15 protein-coding genes are annotated in these 16,830 nt (G+C 35.2%); 10 read left to right on the top strand and 5 right to left on the bottom strand.

The window, feature by feature from the left end:
* Positions 1 to 29: 29 nt before the first annotated feature.
* Entirely contained in the window at positions 30 to 794 is a 765-nt protein-coding gene (locus M1D73_RS04160) for a sulfite exporter TauE/SafE family protein (RefSeq protein ID WP_000017250.1), read from the top strand.
* Between the two features lie 33 nt (positions 795 to 827).
* Here the strand turns inward: M1D73_RS04160 and M1D73_RS04165 are convergent, their stop codons facing one another.
* Both M1D73_RS04165 and M1D73_RS04170 read right to left on the bottom strand, forming a co-directional pair.
* Positions 828 to 1,268, bottom strand: a complete 441-nt coding sequence (locus tag M1D73_RS04165; RefSeq protein WP_000642362.1) for a hypothetical protein — start codon at positions 1,266 to 1,268, stop codon at positions 828 to 830.
* Between the two features lie 148 nt (positions 1,269 to 1,416).
* On the bottom strand, positions 1,417 to 2,616 hold the full coding sequence (locus M1D73_RS04170; RefSeq protein WP_000437391.1) for an LCP family protein: 1,200 nt from the start codon (positions 2,614 to 2,616) through the stop codon (positions 1,417 to 1,419).
* 314 nt (positions 2,617 to 2,930) lie between these two features.
* On the opposite strand from M1D73_RS04170, the gene M1D73_RS04175 reads away from it, so the two are divergent.
* Positions 2,931 to 3,926, top strand: a complete 996-nt coding sequence (locus M1D73_RS04175; RefSeq protein ID WP_001016967.1) for a YhdH/YhfP family quinone oxidoreductase — start codon at positions 2,931 to 2,933, stop codon at positions 3,924 to 3,926.
* 37 nt (positions 3,927 to 3,963) lie between these two features.
* On the opposite strand, the gene M1D73_RS04180 is transcribed toward M1D73_RS04175, so the two are convergent.
* Complete coding sequence (locus tag M1D73_RS04180) at positions 3,964 to 5,619, bottom strand: Na/Pi cotransporter family protein (protein WP_000456278.1); 1,656 nt, start codon at positions 5,617 to 5,619, stop codon at positions 3,964 to 3,966.
* A 351-nt stretch (positions 5,620 to 5,970) separates the two neighbouring features.
* Complete coding sequence (locus M1D73_RS04185; protein ID WP_000503245.1) at positions 5,971 to 7,173, bottom strand: MFS transporter; 1,203 nt, start codon at positions 7,171 to 7,173, stop codon at positions 5,971 to 5,973.
* Between the two features lie 319 nt (positions 7,174 to 7,492).
* On the opposite strand from M1D73_RS04185, the gene M1D73_RS04190 reads away from it, so the two are divergent.
* From M1D73_RS04190 to M1D73_RS04225, 8 genes are all read left to right on the top strand, one after another.
* A complete protein-coding gene (locus tag M1D73_RS04190; RefSeq protein WP_001253349.1) occupies positions 7,493 to 8,581 on the top strand; it encodes a DUF871 domain-containing protein in 1,089 nt (362 codons plus the stop codon).
* Positions 8,582 to 8,657: 76 nt separating this feature from the next.
* Entirely contained in the window at positions 8,658 to 10,598 is a 1,941-nt protein-coding gene (locus M1D73_RS04195; protein ID WP_000169796.1) for a BglG family transcription antiterminator, read from the top strand.
* Positions 10,599 to 10,708: 110 nt separating this feature from the next.
* The gene (locus M1D73_RS04200; RefSeq protein WP_000774631.1) at positions 10,709 to 11,029 is read left to right on the top strand and encodes a PTS lactose/cellobiose transporter subunit IIA; all 321 of its coding nucleotides are present in this window, start codon (positions 10,709 to 10,711) and stop codon (positions 11,027 to 11,029) included.
* Position 11,030: 1 nt separating this feature from the next.
* On the top strand, positions 11,031 to 11,336 hold the full coding sequence (locus tag M1D73_RS04205) for a PTS sugar transporter subunit IIB (RefSeq protein WP_000275641.1): 306 nt from the start codon (positions 11,031 to 11,033) through the stop codon (positions 11,334 to 11,336).
* A gap of 83 nt (positions 11,337 to 11,419) precedes the next feature.
* The gene (locus tag M1D73_RS04210; RefSeq protein WP_001013053.1) at positions 11,420 to 12,730 is read left to right on the top strand and encodes a PTS sugar transporter subunit IIC; all 1,311 of its coding nucleotides are present in this window, start codon (positions 11,420 to 11,422) and stop codon (positions 12,728 to 12,730) included.
* Complete coding sequence (locus M1D73_RS04215) at positions 12,706 to 12,984, top strand: hypothetical protein (RefSeq protein WP_000900048.1); 279 nt, start codon at positions 12,706 to 12,708, stop codon at positions 12,982 to 12,984. Before M1D73_RS04210 ends, M1D73_RS04215 begins: the two co-directional genes overlap by 25 nt.
* Entirely contained in the window at positions 12,974 to 14,059 is a 1,086-nt protein-coding gene (locus M1D73_RS04220; protein WP_000440054.1) for a DUF871 domain-containing protein, read from the top strand. The genes M1D73_RS04215 and M1D73_RS04220 overlap by 11 nt, the downstream gene beginning before the upstream one ends.
* Positions 14,060 to 14,167: 108 nt before the next feature.
* Complete coding sequence (locus M1D73_RS04225) at positions 14,168 to 15,139, top strand: HEAT repeat domain-containing protein (RefSeq protein WP_121868519.1); 972 nt, start codon at positions 14,168 to 14,170, stop codon at positions 15,137 to 15,139.
* Here M1D73_RS04225 and entC read toward each other — a convergent pair whose 3' ends face one another.
* Positions 15,140 to 16,504, bottom strand: coding sequence for a cell wall-binding protein EntC (entC, locus tag M1D73_RS04230; RefSeq protein WP_481157995.1), 1,365 nt, complete (start codon positions 16,502 to 16,504; stop codon positions 15,140 to 15,142).
* Positions 16,505 to 16,830 lie beyond the last annotated feature (326 nt).

A 16,830-nucleotide genomic window follows, 5' to 3' on the forward strand; every position in this document is an offset into this window, starting at 1 on the left:
CCTTCTTTTTAGAAGGAGGGGGATGTAAGGTGAGTGGAGTATTATTACTTTTTATAATTGGGTTTATAGGATCGTTTATATCAGGAATGGTTGGAATTGGCGGTGCAATTATTAATTATCCGATGATCTTATATATTCCAGTATTGTTAGGATTTACTGGCTATACGTCACATGAAGTGAGCGGTATTACAGCGGTACAAGTATTCTTTGCAACTTTTGCAGGCGCCTGGGCATACCGGAAAAGTACTGATATGAATAAAATGTTAGTTGTGTATATGGGAGCTAGTATATTAATAGGAAGTTTTATAGGAAGTTTTAGTGCAAATCTATTAGATGAACACGCTGTAAATGTTGTTTATACAGTATTGGCGACCATTGCAGCTATGATGATGTTTGTACCGAAGAAAAATAATAGTGGAGCAGTTAAGTATAATAAATGGTTAGCAAGTGTGTTAGCGTTTATTGTAGGAGGTGTTTCGGGCATTATTGGAGCTGGAGGTGCGTTTCTTTTAGTTCCTATTATGCTAGTTATTTTAAAATTACCATTGCGCATGACGATAGCGACATCTATCGCTATTACGTTTATTTCCTCAGTAGGGATTACGACTGGAAAAGTGATTACTGGACAAGTAGTTATCATTCCAGCTCTAATTATTGCGGTTGCAAGTATATTTGCTGCGCCACTTGGAGCGCGAGTCGGGAAGAGGATAAATCAAAAAGTACTACAATATATGTTATCGATTTTAATTGTCGGCACTGCTGTTAAGATGTGGATTGATATGATATTGAAATAAAAGGATGGCGCTGCTTGCAGCCCATCCTTTTATTTATGCCCAAATAACTTTCATTAAGTTTTTATATTCGTCATTCGCTAATTTATATAGCATTCTCGTATGTTCAAAGACAAGTGCTGGATTAAAGTTTGGTTCTGAGAATGCAAGAGATGTTGAAATATCAATTGCATTTTGCTTATTTAATGTGAATTTTGCAAAGCGATAAGATGTATTTAATTCATTGATGACATGTAAAATATCATTTGTTGATGTTGCATCAGGTACGTGAGCAACATTGAAGCAGTATATATCCACCGTAGGATGTTCGTTTTGGAAAGCAGCGATAAGTTGAATCTTTGCGCCAGCTTCAGTCTCTAATCCTACTGAAAAATGAACAGAGCCATCATTTTCATCTATATTTTCTTCCATGTATATATCGTTGGATTTTAAGTAGTCTTTAAAATCTGAGATGTTATGTTTTACTGCAGCTTTCATATGTATGAGCCCCCTGATAATTGGAATAGATTGCTACTATTTATTATAATTTAAAAATATTAAAAAAGATAGTTAGAAAGTTCTGATTTTTAATTCTGAAGAAATAAAAAGAAGCCGTACTCTACCTCCATAGAGTACGGCTTCTTTACTATTCATTGTCGTTAGACGATGTTTCTGTATCTTCACTGCTATTTTTGTTCTTATTTTTCACTTCATTGTTACTTGATTCGCGTTCACTTGAATTTTCAGACTTAGATTCTTTTGTCTTTTTCGAATCAGAGTCTGAGTCAGACTTTGTATATGCAGGTAGCCCAAGATGAGTACGAAGTTCATTTGTAACATTAGCTAATTCTTTTTTATCTGGATTGTAGTAGTAAGTTCGACCACCACCAGCAGATTTGCTACATGTATCGTCACCTTTTGCCATATAGCAATCATCACCTTGGATTTGTAATTTCTCAATTTCCGAATCCGATCCATATTTATAGAATGAAAGCATATCATCAAATGTTAAGTTTGTAACGAATTGTCCGTTAATATCATCAATGATGTTGCCAACTTTTGTTACAGAACCAACACTTGTTAGTTTCTTTAAAATAGCCTCGATAACGAGTTGTTGACGTTGTCCACGCATTGCATCGCTATCGATGTGTCTTGTTCTAGCAAGAGCAAGAGCTTCTTCGCCATTTAACTTTTGAACACCTTTTTCTAGATGAATTGCCTCAGCATTATCATTGCTATCTTGCTCAGTAAATTCAACTGGTACATCAACTTCAACACCGCCCAAGTCATCGACGATTTTTATAAATGATTTAAAGTTAAATTTCACAAAATAATCGACAGGAACATTCATTAATTTTTCAACTGCATCAATGCTTGCTTGTGGTCCACCATTTTTTCCGTTTTTAGCAGAACCGAATGCATGAGCGTGTGTAATTTTATCTTTTTTCTTTTCTATTGGGATATAAGTATATGTGTCACGTGGGATACTTAATAGTTTAACAGTTTTGCTATCTTTATTAAATGTTGCAAGTAAAAGCGCATCTGTTCTTATAGCTTCACCATATTCTTTTCCTCGGACATCGCTTTCATCAACACCCATTATTAAAACAGAGACGTTATTTGTAATAGGTTTTACAGCTTTATCTCGTAAATCAGATTTATCACCGCGTGCTAAATCGTGTGCGGCATTTCGAACAGCAGAAGATGCTTTATTTACTAAAAACCAAGTATAACCGCCGCCTATTAATAAAACGAATAGTATAGCGCTTATAATAATTTTTATTTTTTTCTTATTTTTTTTCGGTTTATTGCGTGTATTTTCTTGCAAAGATGGGTTTTGCTCCATTTCCTGTACTCCTTCATTTGGATTGAAATACGACACTCATATCCACTTATTATAATGAAATTTAGCGAAAAAAAACATTACAAAACATTTACATTTCGTAAAAATTCAATATATTTATAAAAAGTCAGATTTTCTATATTATCTTTTTTAGATGTAGAATAAGTATAAGTTGTTTTAGTAGAAATGAAAATATGTATTGTGAGAAAGTGATAGAGAAGTAAGATTTGTTGAAATATAGCCAAGAAGAAATGAGTAAGCTTACTTATTTCTTCTATATAATAAAGAAGAATTTGACGGATAAAGGAGAGAGCATAATGAATCATACATCATTCCGAGCAATCGTTGTGAACGAAACGGAAAATCATCAGTTTGTAAGAAAAGTTGTTGAGAGAGAAGTAAGTAGTTTACCTGAGGGAGACGTATTCATACAAGTTCATTATTCTTCATTAAATTATAAAGATGCTCTTTCAGCTACTGGTAATAAGGGTGTTACGAGAACATATCCTCATACGCCAGGAATTGATGCTGCAGGAGTGGTTGTGAGTAGTGAAGATGCTACCATTAAAGCAGGAGATCAAGTTATTGTAACGGGATATGACTTAGGTATGAATACCTCTGGTGGTTTCGGAGAATATATTCGCGTGCCATCATCTTGGGTCGTGCCTTTACCGGAAGGAATGTCATTAAAGGAAAGTATGATGTATGGGACAGCAGGTTTTACTGCGGCTTTGTCGGTATATAAGCTTATTGGAGCAGGAGTCAAGCCTAGTATGGGAGATGTTTTAGTAACGGGTGCTACAGGCGGCGTAGGGAGTGTAGCTGTTAGTATATTAAGTAAGCTAGGGTTTAACGTAGTAGGAGCGACAGGAAAAATGGAAGAGGAAGATATGCTGCTACGTCTAGGAGCGAAAAAGGTGATTCATCGCGCGGAATTGAATGATGAATCAGGAAGACCGATGTTAAAAGGGATATACGCGGGAGTTATCGATACTGTAGGTGGACATATGCTAGAAACAGCTTTAAAAACAGTAAAGTATGGTGGTTGTGTAACGACATGCGGTAATGTGGCAGGCCAGGAACTACAAACAACGGTATATCCGTTTATTTTACGAGGTATAAGCCTTTTAGGGATAGATTCCGTGCAATGCCCAGTAGATGTGAGAAGAGATGTTTGGACGCTTTTAGCGAAAGAATGGGGAAATAAAGAGTTACTATCTTATACAGAAGAATGTACATTAGAAGAATTAGAGAAGAAGTTTGCACTTATATTGCAAGGAAAGTTAAAAGGAAGGACAGTTGTTAAAATATAATGAAAAAAGAGACGCTTAAGTTAGCGTCTCTTTCTTATTATAATGATTGTTTTAGATTAATTTTTCCTTGTTCACCTAAAACACCGTCAGCGATATTTACAGCGTGATCACCAATGCGCTCTAAGTTACTTACCATATCGACGAAGATGATACTTGCATCACCTGAACAGCTGCGTTCGTTTAGACGTAATACGTGACGTTTACGAAGAACACGTTCCATTTGGTCGATTTTGCGTTCTTTGGCAATAACAGTTTGAGCTAGTTCAGTATCGAAGTTTGTTAAAGCTTCAACTGAGTCTTGCAGTGTTGAAATTGTTAACTCAAGCATTTCGTTTAATTCAGCTAATGCTTCATCTGATAGTGAAACACGGTTTGAAATTTGGAAATCTACAAGTTCTACAAGATTTTCTACATGATCACCGACACGTTCAATATCTCCAACAACACCTGCTAAAACAGAATGTTTTTCAGAATCCGTAGGTGAAAGTGGCTTTTCTGATAGTAAAACTAAATACTCGGTAATTTTTTTATCTAAATTGTTAATAGCTCCTTCTAATTGAGTAGCCATGTTTGCGTGTTTTTTGTCTTGTGTATTTAAAAATTGATTTGCTTCTTTTAATCCATGTAATGAGAACTCAGCCATACGGATAATCTCTTTTTGAGCTTCAGTTAAAGCGATGGCTGGAGATTGTTCAATAAAGATTGGATTTAAATGTTGTGGTTTGAAGTCAATCGCTGCATCTTCACCACGAATAATTTTTGTTACAATCCATGCTAACACTGCAATGAACGGGAATTGAATGATTGTATTTGTTACGTTAAATGTTCCGTGTGCAAATGCAATAGTCATTTCTGGATTCAAGTTTAATGATGTTTGGAAATATTGAATTAAACTTGTAAATGGTATTAATAAAATTGTAAAGATAATTGTACCGATAATATTAAAGATAACGTGAACTAATGCTGCACGTCTTGCTGCAATTGAAGTACCGATTGCTGCTAATACAGCTGTAATTGTTGTACCGATGTTATCACCGAATAATACAGGAAGAGCTGCTTGTAAATCGATTGCACCTTGACCGAATAGTTCTTGTAAAATACCGATTGTTGCACTTGAACTTTGTACAATTAAAGTAAAGACTGTACCGACAACAATTCCTAAAATTGGATTATCACTCATGCTCACTGTTAATTCTTGGAATGATTCTAAAGAACGAAGAGGTTTCATACCTGCGCTCATTAATTCTAAACCGAAGAATAACATACCAAAACCGAATACAACTTGACCTACAGAATGTACTTTTTTATTTTTAAAGAAGAATAGTAAGATTGCTCCAACTGCCATAACTGGGAGAGCATATTCTCCGATTTTAATTCCGATAATAAATGCAGTAACTGTCGTACCGATGTTTGCACCCATAATAACACCGATTGCTTGTCTTAATGTCATAAATCCGGCACTTACAAGTCCGACTGTTAAAGCGGTTGTTCCTGAACTGGATTGGATTAATACAGTAACTAACATACCTGCTAGTACACCCATAAGTGGGTTTGTTGTAAAACGATCTAGAATATCGCGAAGACGATCTCCAGCTGCTTGTTGCAGTCCATCGCCCATGTATTTAATCCCGAATAAGAAAATACCTAATCCACCAATGAACTGGAAGATCATATCTTGAACATTATATTCCACGCATTCCACTCCTTAAATTTCATGTACGATGTAATTATTAACTGAACCTTGAGTCACTGTAAACGGTTTGCTAGTAAAATTTACACTAAATTTACAAAGGGAATAAAAGTTTACAATCCCTTAAAGAAACAACTGCATTTCATTGGTTTTTATCTTGTATAAATCTTAATTTTGTAAAGAAATCACACTTTTTAGAATAATGTTGTTCAGTCGAATATCAAGGAAAGCGTATGCAAGTTCATCGTATATTTTTTGATGAACGTTAAAAAAATATGTAGGGAAATGCATGTAGTTTTAGAACAGCAAAATGAGGGAAAACAATTCTTTTAACATGATAAAAAAGCCACTGAATTATCCAGCAGCTTTTTCCGTGTTTTTATCGCCATGCTTTTGTTTTCTTATGCTTGTAATGTAAATGAAGAGAAAAGCAATAAGTAATAGAGAGGAGTAACGATATACAGTTGCATAGTTTGTAAAGTGAGCAATAAATCCAAAGATAATCGCTCCAGCGCCGATTCCAAGGTCAAATGCGGAGAAGAATGTAGCAGTTGCTACGCCGCGTCGATGCGGTGCTACGCGGTCAATCATCCATGCTTGTAGTGCAGGTTGGATCGCTCCAAAACCACTTCCGTAACATGCTGCAGCAATAATTAAGCTCGGAATTGTCGTCGTATACGACAATAAAATAATACCTGTAAACGTTATAATAACTCCCGGAATGATGACGAATGTATGGCCTTTCGCATCATATAGCTTTCCAGAGAATGGACGTGTCACAGCGATTGCTAGTGCGTTACATAAAAAGAAGAGACTAATATCAGCTATGCCGACTTCTGTAGCAAATAGTGTGATAAAACTTCCGATTCCTCCGTACATTAATGTAATACATAATATTAATAATGAAGGAAGTAAAGCTTTACGCTCAATAAATCCATCGAGAAAAGTACTAGATGATTGTTGTGGAGGCTGTTTCGTTTTTTGGATTTGAAGTAGTTTCGTTAATATTAATGAAACAATTGTGCACGATAATGCACATAAAAAAAGAATTGTGAAGTTATATGTTTGCATAAGCCATAGTCCGATAAGTGGACCGAGGGCCATTGCAAGTGTTCCAGAAAGACCAAAATATCCCATGCCTTCTCCGCGGCGAGCTGAGGGAATTAAATCAGAAACGACAGTTCCATATGTAGTCGTTGTAATGCCGAAACCAGCTCCGTGCAAAATACGAACAGCAAGCAAGAGAAAAATAGTTGAGGCGAAAAGGTAACTGCCCATAGCGAGTAAACAGATAGCAGTACCGATCATTAAAATGATTTTTTTATTGAATTTTTGCAAGGCGTTCCCAGTTAGCGGTCTAACAAAAAGTGCCGCAACGGTAAACATGCCGACAACAAATCCGATATTTGAACTTGTGCCACCAATTTCTTTCACATAAACAGGTAAGGTTGGAATTAACATTTGAAACCCTAAAAACATACATAAGTTTGCAAAAATTAAAGCAACAAACTCTTTTGTCCATAACGGTTCTCGTTTTACGAGTATTGCTTCTCCCATATATTCATCCCCTATATAAAATTTTCTCTTTTCTTTCGAGTATATGTATTGGCCAATGCAACAGTCAAGGAAGGTGTCTTGAAAACGGATAACAATTTTTAAGGTGAAAAACTGACAAATTTGTGTAAAGGCTACACAACTATGAAAAAAAGATGTAAAGTATAGATGTATAGACTTGTAGGTGTTAAGAATGATAGAAATTGTTTTTTCTTTAAAGAAAGCGGATTCAAAGGAGTAGTGAACAAGAAGGGGATATATACTTTTTCACTACATATATTTGAAAAGGTTTACAATATGATGAAGAAAGAGGCGTGTACATATGAGACGATTAGGTATTTCTATTTATCCAGAACATTCAACAGTAGAGAAAGATAAGGAGTATTTAACATTAGCAAGTAAATATGGGTTTACACGTGTGTTCACATGTTTATTATCTGTGGATGGAGAAAAAGAGAAAATTATTGAAGAATTTAAAGAAACGATCTCACATGCGAATGCATTAGGGTTCCAAGTATTAGTGGATATTAGTCCATCTGTTTTTGAACAATTAGGTATTTCGTATAATGATTTATCATTCTTCCATGAATTGGGTGCGTACGGTATTCGTTTAGATGTTGGTTTTTCAGGATTAGAAGAATCAATTATGACTTATAATCCGTATGGTTTGAAAATTGAGATTAATATGAGCAATGGTACGAAGTATGTAGATAACATTATGAGTCATAGACCAAATCGTGAAAATTTAATTGGTTGTCATAATTTTTATCCGCATCGTTATTCAGGGTTATCATACGATCATTTCATTAAATGCTCGAAACAATTTAAAGATTACGGTATGAGAACGGCTGCTTTTATTTCATCATTTGATGCAACATATGGACCTTGGCCAGTAACAGAAGGGTTATGTACATTAGAGCAGCATCGTGAATTACCGATGACAACACAGGCGAAACATTTATTCGCGACGGAATTAATTGATGATGTTATTATTGCAAACGCATATGCGTCAGAAGAAGAATTACAAGCACTAGGTGCATTAAATAAAGAGAAACAAACATTTGATATAGAAATATATGATACAACGACAGAACTAGAAAGAATTATCGTATTAAACGAACCACATTTTTATCGCGGAGATGTATCTGAATATATGATTCGTTCTACACAAAGTCGTGTGAAATATAAAAAAGAAGAGTTTAAACCTCATAATACGCGTGAAATTAAGCGTGGGGATTTATTAATTGATAATGAACAATATGGTCAGTATAAAGGCGAATTACAAATTGCATTAAAAGATATGGTGAATACAGGAAAAACAAATGTAGTTGGTCGAATTGTAGAAGAAGAGATTTTCTTACTAGACTATTTACAAGCATGGGATAAATTCGGATTTACATTAAAGAAATAGAGAGAATATAAAGGGGAAAAACTACTGATTTCAGCAGCTTTTCCCCCTTTATATATAAAGAGCGAGAGGAAGAGCTATGACAAAGGTGCATCAGCGATTAATTTCTATTTTAGAGGAATTTTTAGAAGAGAAATCGATGTTAAATCGAGCTTTTTTAGCGGGCCGTTTACATGTATCGACGAAGACGATTCAAAAGGATATAAAATTATTAAATGATATATTGGAAGAAAACGGAGCGAAAATCGAATCGCAAAGAGGGACTGGGTACGAATTAGAAATTATACAAAAGAAGAAATTTGAAGACTTTTGTGTGAGTCTATTTCAAAAACAGACGGAAAAGATCCCAACTTCTTATGAAGAAAGAATAGCGTACATTCTGCAGCGTGTTTTAATGACAGAGGGATATGTGAAGCTTTCAGAATTAGCGGAAGAGATGTATGTGAGCAAATCAACGGTCAATTTAATTATGAAAGATGTTACAGATATATGTGGTCGCTATAAATTACAAATTGAGAAGAGACCGTATTATGGTATACGTATTGTTGGAGAGGAATTTAATATTCGTTCTTGTTTATCACAATATGGTTTACCGCGTTATGACCATACTCCGTTTCATGAGCAATTTGAGCAGACGGAGACATATTTATCGCTACCGCATATATCACTCATTCGTTCAATTATATTAAAGTATATTGAAGGCGGAACAATATATTTATCTGATATAGAAATTGATAATTTAGTCATTCATATTGCAATCGCATTAAAGCGTTGTCAAAGTCAACATTATATGAAAGGACTGCATGCGGAGCAATCAGAACTTATAATAAAGAAAGAATATACAATTGCGAAGCAGATTTTAGGAGATTTAGAGAAAGCGTTAAAATTTTCATTTCCAGAAGAAGAAGTATTATATGTGACGATGCATTTATTAAGTACTGCTGTTACAACGAGAAATCGCTATGAAAATATAGAAGAGCTATTAGGGAAAGATATATATGCATTTATGCAACATATTCTTTTTAAAGTAGCGGAAGAACGGAATCTTATTTTTTATTATGATGAAGAATTATTATTTGGATTTGGTATTCATTTAAAAACGTTATTAAATCGTTTGAAGTATAAGTTAAATACGAGAAATCCTCTTTTGGCAGAAGTGAAAAAGAATTATCCGTATGCTTTTGAAATTGCGGTTCTCGTTGGAGATATCATTGGTGAATATACGGGTGAATCGATCCCTGAAAGTGAAATTGGTTATATTGCAATTCACTTCGGTGGAGCTATGAGCCGTTTGCAGGAGCAAAATCAAAAGAAAAGATGCTTATTGGTTTGTGCGACTGGTCAAGGAAGTGCCCAACTATTAAAATATAAAATTTTATCACAGTTCCGAGATAAATTAGAGATTGTAGGTATTACAGGCTATTATCAATTGAAAGTAGAAGATCTTTATAAAGAAAAAATAGATTGTATTATTAGTACGATTCATATACCGAGTGGCTTGCCTGTTCCAGTTATAAAAGTGAATTCAATATTTGATGATAAAGAGATTAAATCGATTGGTCAGCGGTTGTTTACGCATGTGAATACTAGTGTGCAGCCTTATATTAAGGAAGATTTAATCTTTTTAAATTATAGTGCTTCTACGAAAGAGGATGTTATTCAGTTTTTATGTGAGAAAGCTGCTGAGAAACGCTATGTACCAGAAAACTTTTATGCTTCTGTTATGGAAAGAGAAAATACGTCTCCGACAGCGGTTGGGAATTCAGTTGCAATCCCGCATCCGATGCAGTTATTAAGTGAGGAAACTTTTTTGATGTTTTGCACACTTGAAAAGGCTGTTGATTGGGGAGATAAAAAAGTACAAGTAATTATTTTATTTAGTGTAAAGCGCAATAATAATGAAGATTTGCAAAGGCTTTATGATTTTTTATATGATATTATGTCTAGTCAAACTACGATAGAGAAACTTACTCAGACCGAGGTAATTGAAGATTTTCAAGAGATTTTATTATCATTTTGAAAAAGTATATAAAAACTTCCGTTACATAACGGAAGTTTTTTATGTTTAATTGTATGCGTTTTCATAATAAGATGGAAATATAGAAAACATATAGCTTGGGGGAATTTAAAATGGCTGATATGCAAACTCCATTTGCGTTAATTTTACATGGTGGCAATGCGAGAAGTGCGGCGCTTGAAGCAATTGCTTTTGCAAGACAAGGAGATTTCGGGAATGCCGGTGAAAAGATGAAACTTGCTAGTGAGGAAATTTCAGCAGCGCATCGTATTCAAACGGATTTAATTCAAGAAGAGGCAAGAGGAAATCATGCAGAAATTAGTTTACTGTTGGTGCACGCACAAGATCATTTAATGAATGCAATTACAGTGAAAGAACTGGCTGAAGAATTTATTGCTCTTCATAAACGAGTAGAAGAGAAAGTGACCGTATAAGATGTACATTTTATTATGTTGTGCAGCAGGTATGTCAACGAGTATGGTCGTAAGAAAAATGCAAGAAGAGGCAAAGAAACAGGGGAAGAATTATAAAATTAAGGCAGTTGATTCAGAACTAGTGAAGCTTGAAATTAAGGAAGCCGATGTCGTTTTAATTGGCCCACAGGTGAAATATTTATTTCCAGCTGTAGAGTTTCTTGCAAATTCATACAATATACCAGTTGCGATTATAGACCAACGAGATTATGGCATGTGTGATGGTTTGAAGGTGCTTAAGCAAGCAGAACAATTAGCTTTAGCATAATTATATCTTTTTAAATATAAACATTATAATGTTATAAAGTTTATTTCGTTCTTTTATAGTAGAGAGAAAGAGGAGGGCTATTGATGAATGGGTTTATGAGTTTTATGGAACAAAAGATTATGCCAACAACGCAAAAGATTGCAGGACAACGACATTTATTAGCAATTCGAAACGGGGTTATTTCTACATTACCGTTAACGATCGTCGGATCATTTTTTGTTATCTTTTTAAATTTACCAATTGATGCATATATGGAATGGATCGCACCGTTTCGCCATATTTTAGATATTCCATTCCGATTTACAGTAGGACTAATGGCGTTATACGCAGCGTTTGGTGTAGGGGCTTCGCTCGCGAACTTTTATCAGCTCAATCAGTTAAGTGCAGGGTTATTATCTGTACTCGCCTTTTTACTAGCATCAGTTGAACCAATTCAAATTACGAAAGCTGTACCAGGTGTTATTGATGCAGGGAGATATATTTCAGTAGGAACATTAAGTGCAACGTCTTTATTCGGCGCAATTGTTACAGCATTAATTGCAGTAGAAATTTATCATTTTATGATTAAGCATAATATCTCGATTAAATTACCAGATAGTGTACCACCAGCAGTTTCAAATTCGTTTGCAGCATTAATTCCAACATTAGCAGTTATTCTTTTATTCTGGGGCATTCGCTACGGTTTGAAATTTGATGTGAATACAACGATCACATATTTAATCGCACCATTAAAATCAGTATTAGTAGGAAATAATTTATTCGGTGGTTTATTAACAGTATTCTTAATCGTGTTTTTCTGGTCATTCGGTATACATGGACCAGCGATTTTAGGACCAATTATTCGTCCGATGTGGGATTCAGCAATTCTTGAAAATATGGAAGTATTCACGGCTACAGGAAATGCACATCAGTTACCAAACTTATTTACAGAGCAATTTATTCAATGGTTCGTATGGATTGGCGGATCAGGCTCAACGTTAGCTTTAGTAATTATGTTTATGTTCTCTAAATCTAAGTTCCTAAAAGAGTTAGGTAGATTATCATTCGTACCAGGTTTATTCAATATTAACGAACCAATTATTTTTGGGGCACCGATTGTAATGAACCCAATTCTAATTATTCCGTTCGTTATTACACCGTTAGTGACAACGACAGTATCATATTTTGCAGTTGTTTCAGGTATGATTCCACTTATGATGGCGAAATTGCCATTTACGATGTTAGCACCAATTGCAGCGGTAATTAGTACGGACTGGACAATTATGGCTGGTGTACTTGTACTTGTTAACTTTGTCATCTCATTCGTTATTTACTATCCATTCTTCAAAATGTATGAGAAACAACAATTAGCAGGAGAGGAGAAAACAGAATGCTCGGAGCAATTATCATCTTAATTACATTCGTGGTCGGACAGTGTATTGCCCATTATTCGAAATGGGTACAAAGTAAATCTTTATTAGTGTTACTACTAGTATCAGTTTTATTTATCGGTTGTTCAATGGGTGCATATGTAATGTTAGGATTGCAATCACCGTACGTAATTATTGTACCGACAATTTTATGTGCAACGTGTTTATCTGCAAAATATAGATTTACGAGCATGGCATTAATACAACGTGTGAAGGAGATGCAAAAGCATGGAGCGTAAATTAGGAATTTCACTTTATCCAGAACATTCAACGAAAGAAAAAGATATGGCTTATATTTCCGCAGCGGCACGACACGGTTTCTCAAGAATATTTACTTGTTTGTTATCTGTGAATCGTCCGAAAGAAGAAATTGTAGCTGAATTTAAAGAGATTATCAATCACGCAAAAGATAACAATATGGAAGTTATTTTAGATGTAGCTCCAGCTGTGTTTGATCAGCTTGGTATTAGTTATAGCGATCTATCATTTTTCGCAGAATTAGGCGCAGACGGTATTCGTTTAGATGTAGGTTTTGACGGATTAACGGAAGCGAAAATGACGAATAATCCGTACGGTTTAAAAATTGAGTTAAATGTAAGTAACGATATTGCGTACTTAGAAAATATTCTTTCGCATCAAGCGAATAAATCAGCTTTAATTGGTTGCCATAATTTTTATCCGCAAAAATTCACTGGTCTTCCATACGATTATTTCATTCGCTGTAGTGAACGCTTTAAAAAGCATGGTATTCGCAGTGCAGCCTTTATTACATCACATGTCGCAAACATCGGTCCATGGGATATTAACGATGGATTATGTACATTAGAAGAGCATCGTAATTTACCAATTGAAGTACAAGCGAAGCATTTATGGGCAACAGGGTTAATTGATGATGTCATTATCGGAAATGCTTATGCGAGTGAGGAAGAGTTAGAGAAACTAGGAAACTTAAATCGCTACATGTTACAGCTAAAAGTGCACTTTGTAGACGAAGCGACTGAAGTAGAGAAGAGAGCTACGCTGCAAGAATTACACGTAAGGCGCGGCGACATAACAGAGTATATGGTACGTTCTACAGAAGTACGTAAAAAGTACAAAGATTATGACTTCCCAGTGCGTGAAAGTGTGCTGCAGGAAAGAGGGCAAGTTGTAATTGGAAACAATTCATTTGGTAAGTATAAAGGTGAACTGCAAATCATTCTGAAAGAAATGCCGATAGATGAACGGAAAAATATTGTCGGTACAATTGCAGAAGAGGAGTTATTCTTACTAGATTATGTAGGAGCTTGGACGCAGTTTACTTGTGTGGAATAGGGAAGAGAAGGAGAGGATGCTGTGACATCCTCTTTTTTCTGTTGAAATAGTAATCTATCGTATATAGAATGCAAAGAGATAGACTTAATTTGGACGGGAGAGAAGGAGATGGAAGAGTATATAGATGATTTATTAAGGCGGATGGCTGATGAGGAAACAGAGATTTGGCATCGTGCGTATGATGAAGCAAAAGCGTTAAATGACTTATTAACTTTTCCTTATTTACAGCAGAAGGTAATCAAAGCAAAAAAGGTATCTATGAAGAAAGATATTTATTATTTAATGACGAAACTCGCCATCAATACGAAGGAAATCTATATTGCTGATTATCTTATAGATCGTTTGGAATGTGAACAAAGCCCGACTTTGTTAAGTGAACTGCTTAGTAATATTTATACATTGCCAGAAATAAGTAGTACAAATAAAATCATTCCGTATATTTATCATAAAAACGATAGTGTTCGTTATTGGGCAGTTGCTTCCTTAAAGTTATATAAATCGTTAGAAGCGGAAAGTGCGTTGCTAAAGTTGTTGGATACTGAAGAAAATAAAGATGAGATTACACATATTTGTTATACATTGTTTGAGATTGGAACGAAGCAATCGATTCTGCCGTTAACAAAGCTTTTATATAGTAATAGTGCCTATGTTCGTTCAACCGTTATTGAGGTTTTAGCAAAAATAGGGGGATCGGACTTACAAATAGTTTATATTGAAGCTTTACATGATAGAAATGTTATGGTGAAATATGAAGCTGTTCGAGCTATTTATACGTATGGCGACGAAATGGCAATGAGAGCAATTTGCGAACGTGTGAATAAAATTGTTGCTAGAAGACGTAAAAATGAAGTAGAGCCTACGGATGAAGCAGAGATTATCATTGCTCTTCGTTTCTTACATAAGCTTGCTAATCATGAAGAAGTTTTAAAGATATTTGATAAGGTATACAAAAAACGTGGAAACTTGTTTATGTCGGAGAGGGAGTGGCTTCGAGACAATATTGCTTACTTTCAAGAGAAAGAATGTAATAATTATAGAAAAGGAGCCAGTCTCAACGATGAGACTGGCTCTTTTTTATAACTAGTTTAATACTTTAACTGTAACTGTTTTACGTCCCCAGCTACTTGATGAACCTTTATCTGGCATTAAAACGTCGATTTTATTACCTTTAATAGCTCCACCAGTATCACCAGCGATTGCTACTCCGTAACCTTCAACCCATACTTTTGAACCTAATGGAATGACACTTGGATCAACTGCAATTAGTTTCATGTTTGGATTAGCTGTTAAGTTGTGGCCTAAAGCTGATTTTACTTGGTCGCCTGCTTTATAACCATTTTCAAGTGGATCTGCTGTGTAAGCTGTTGCTACAACACGTAACTCACGAGAAGATGATGGTGTACTTGTTTCAGTTTCTTTTGCAACAGGTTGTTGTGTAGTTGGTTTTTGAGCTTTAGCCGCTTCACGAGCTTCTTGAGCCTTAGCTGCTTCACGAGCTTCAGCTGCCTCTTGAGCTTTAGCTGCTTCACGAGCTTTAGCTGCTTCTTGAGCCTTAGCCGCTGCTTGAGCTTCAGCATCTGCTTGAGCTTTAGCTGCTTCACGAGCTTTAGCTGCCTCTTGAGCTTTAACTTCTGCTTGAGCTTCAGCATCTGCCTGAGCTTTAGCTGCTTCTTGAGCCTTAGCTGCTTCACGAGCTTTAGCCGCTTCTTGAGCTTTAACTTCTGCTTGAGCTTCAGCTGCTTCGCGAGCTTTAGTTGCTTCCACTGCTTTAGCTTTTGCTTGAGTTTCAGCTACTTCCTGAGCTTTAGCTGCTTCACGAACTTTAGCTGTATCTTGAACTGTAGTCGTTTTTTCAACTTTAGCTACTGGTTGAACTTTAACTGGTGCTTTACCTGTTAAGTAAGGAACATGAACATAAGCTGTTTTTCCGTTATATTCAAATTGAATCCAATCATTTTGTACTTGGTGTGTTGTTTCAATTACATCATCTTTTTTCAACTTACCAAGAATCTCTGAGTCTGTGTTTGCCCCAGCACGTACGTTTAATACGTTTGCTGTTACGTAGTAAGTGTCTTTTGTATAGTCAGCGCTTATGAAAGCTTCTTTACCGCTATTCAATTGAACTTTTGACCAACCATTTTCTGTATGTAAAACATTTACTTTATATCCATCTAATAATTTTCCTACAACTTTTGATTCAGTAGTTGGGTTTTCTCGTACGTTTAGTACGTCAGTCGTTACGATTGTTTCTGCTTTAGCAGATGTTGTGAAAATCCCAAGACCAAAAACCGCTGCTGTTGCTATACCCATAAATTTTTTCATAATAGCCTCCATTGCATTTGTTTTCGTTGACCTCATTATAGCAACCATTATTTTCTTATTTGCGAAAAACATAAAATTACAAAGCTTTCGTAACGGGGCATTAATATTCTGTAACAATTCCATAAATATCCTGATAGCGCTTCCTTGTTGTTTTTTGGCGTATTAGGGCATATGAAACACAAAATGAGTAGTATTTCAATTACTGTAACGTTAATAATGTTACAGTAATATTTCTTGATGATATCTATAGCGTTACAAAAATAGCTTATTTTACTGTTTGAATGGAAATTTAGTTATGAAACGATAATCTTTTTAGGCGTGAAAATATATAAATGAGGTGAAATTTAATAAAATATCGATATAATTGTTACAAAATCAGTCGAAGTATGGAAAAAATTACGCCTTGATTTTCGTCTGTTACATAGTATTTTTGCAATAATAGAATTAGA

The organism is Bacillus sp. PK3-067, from assembly GCF_056738645.1.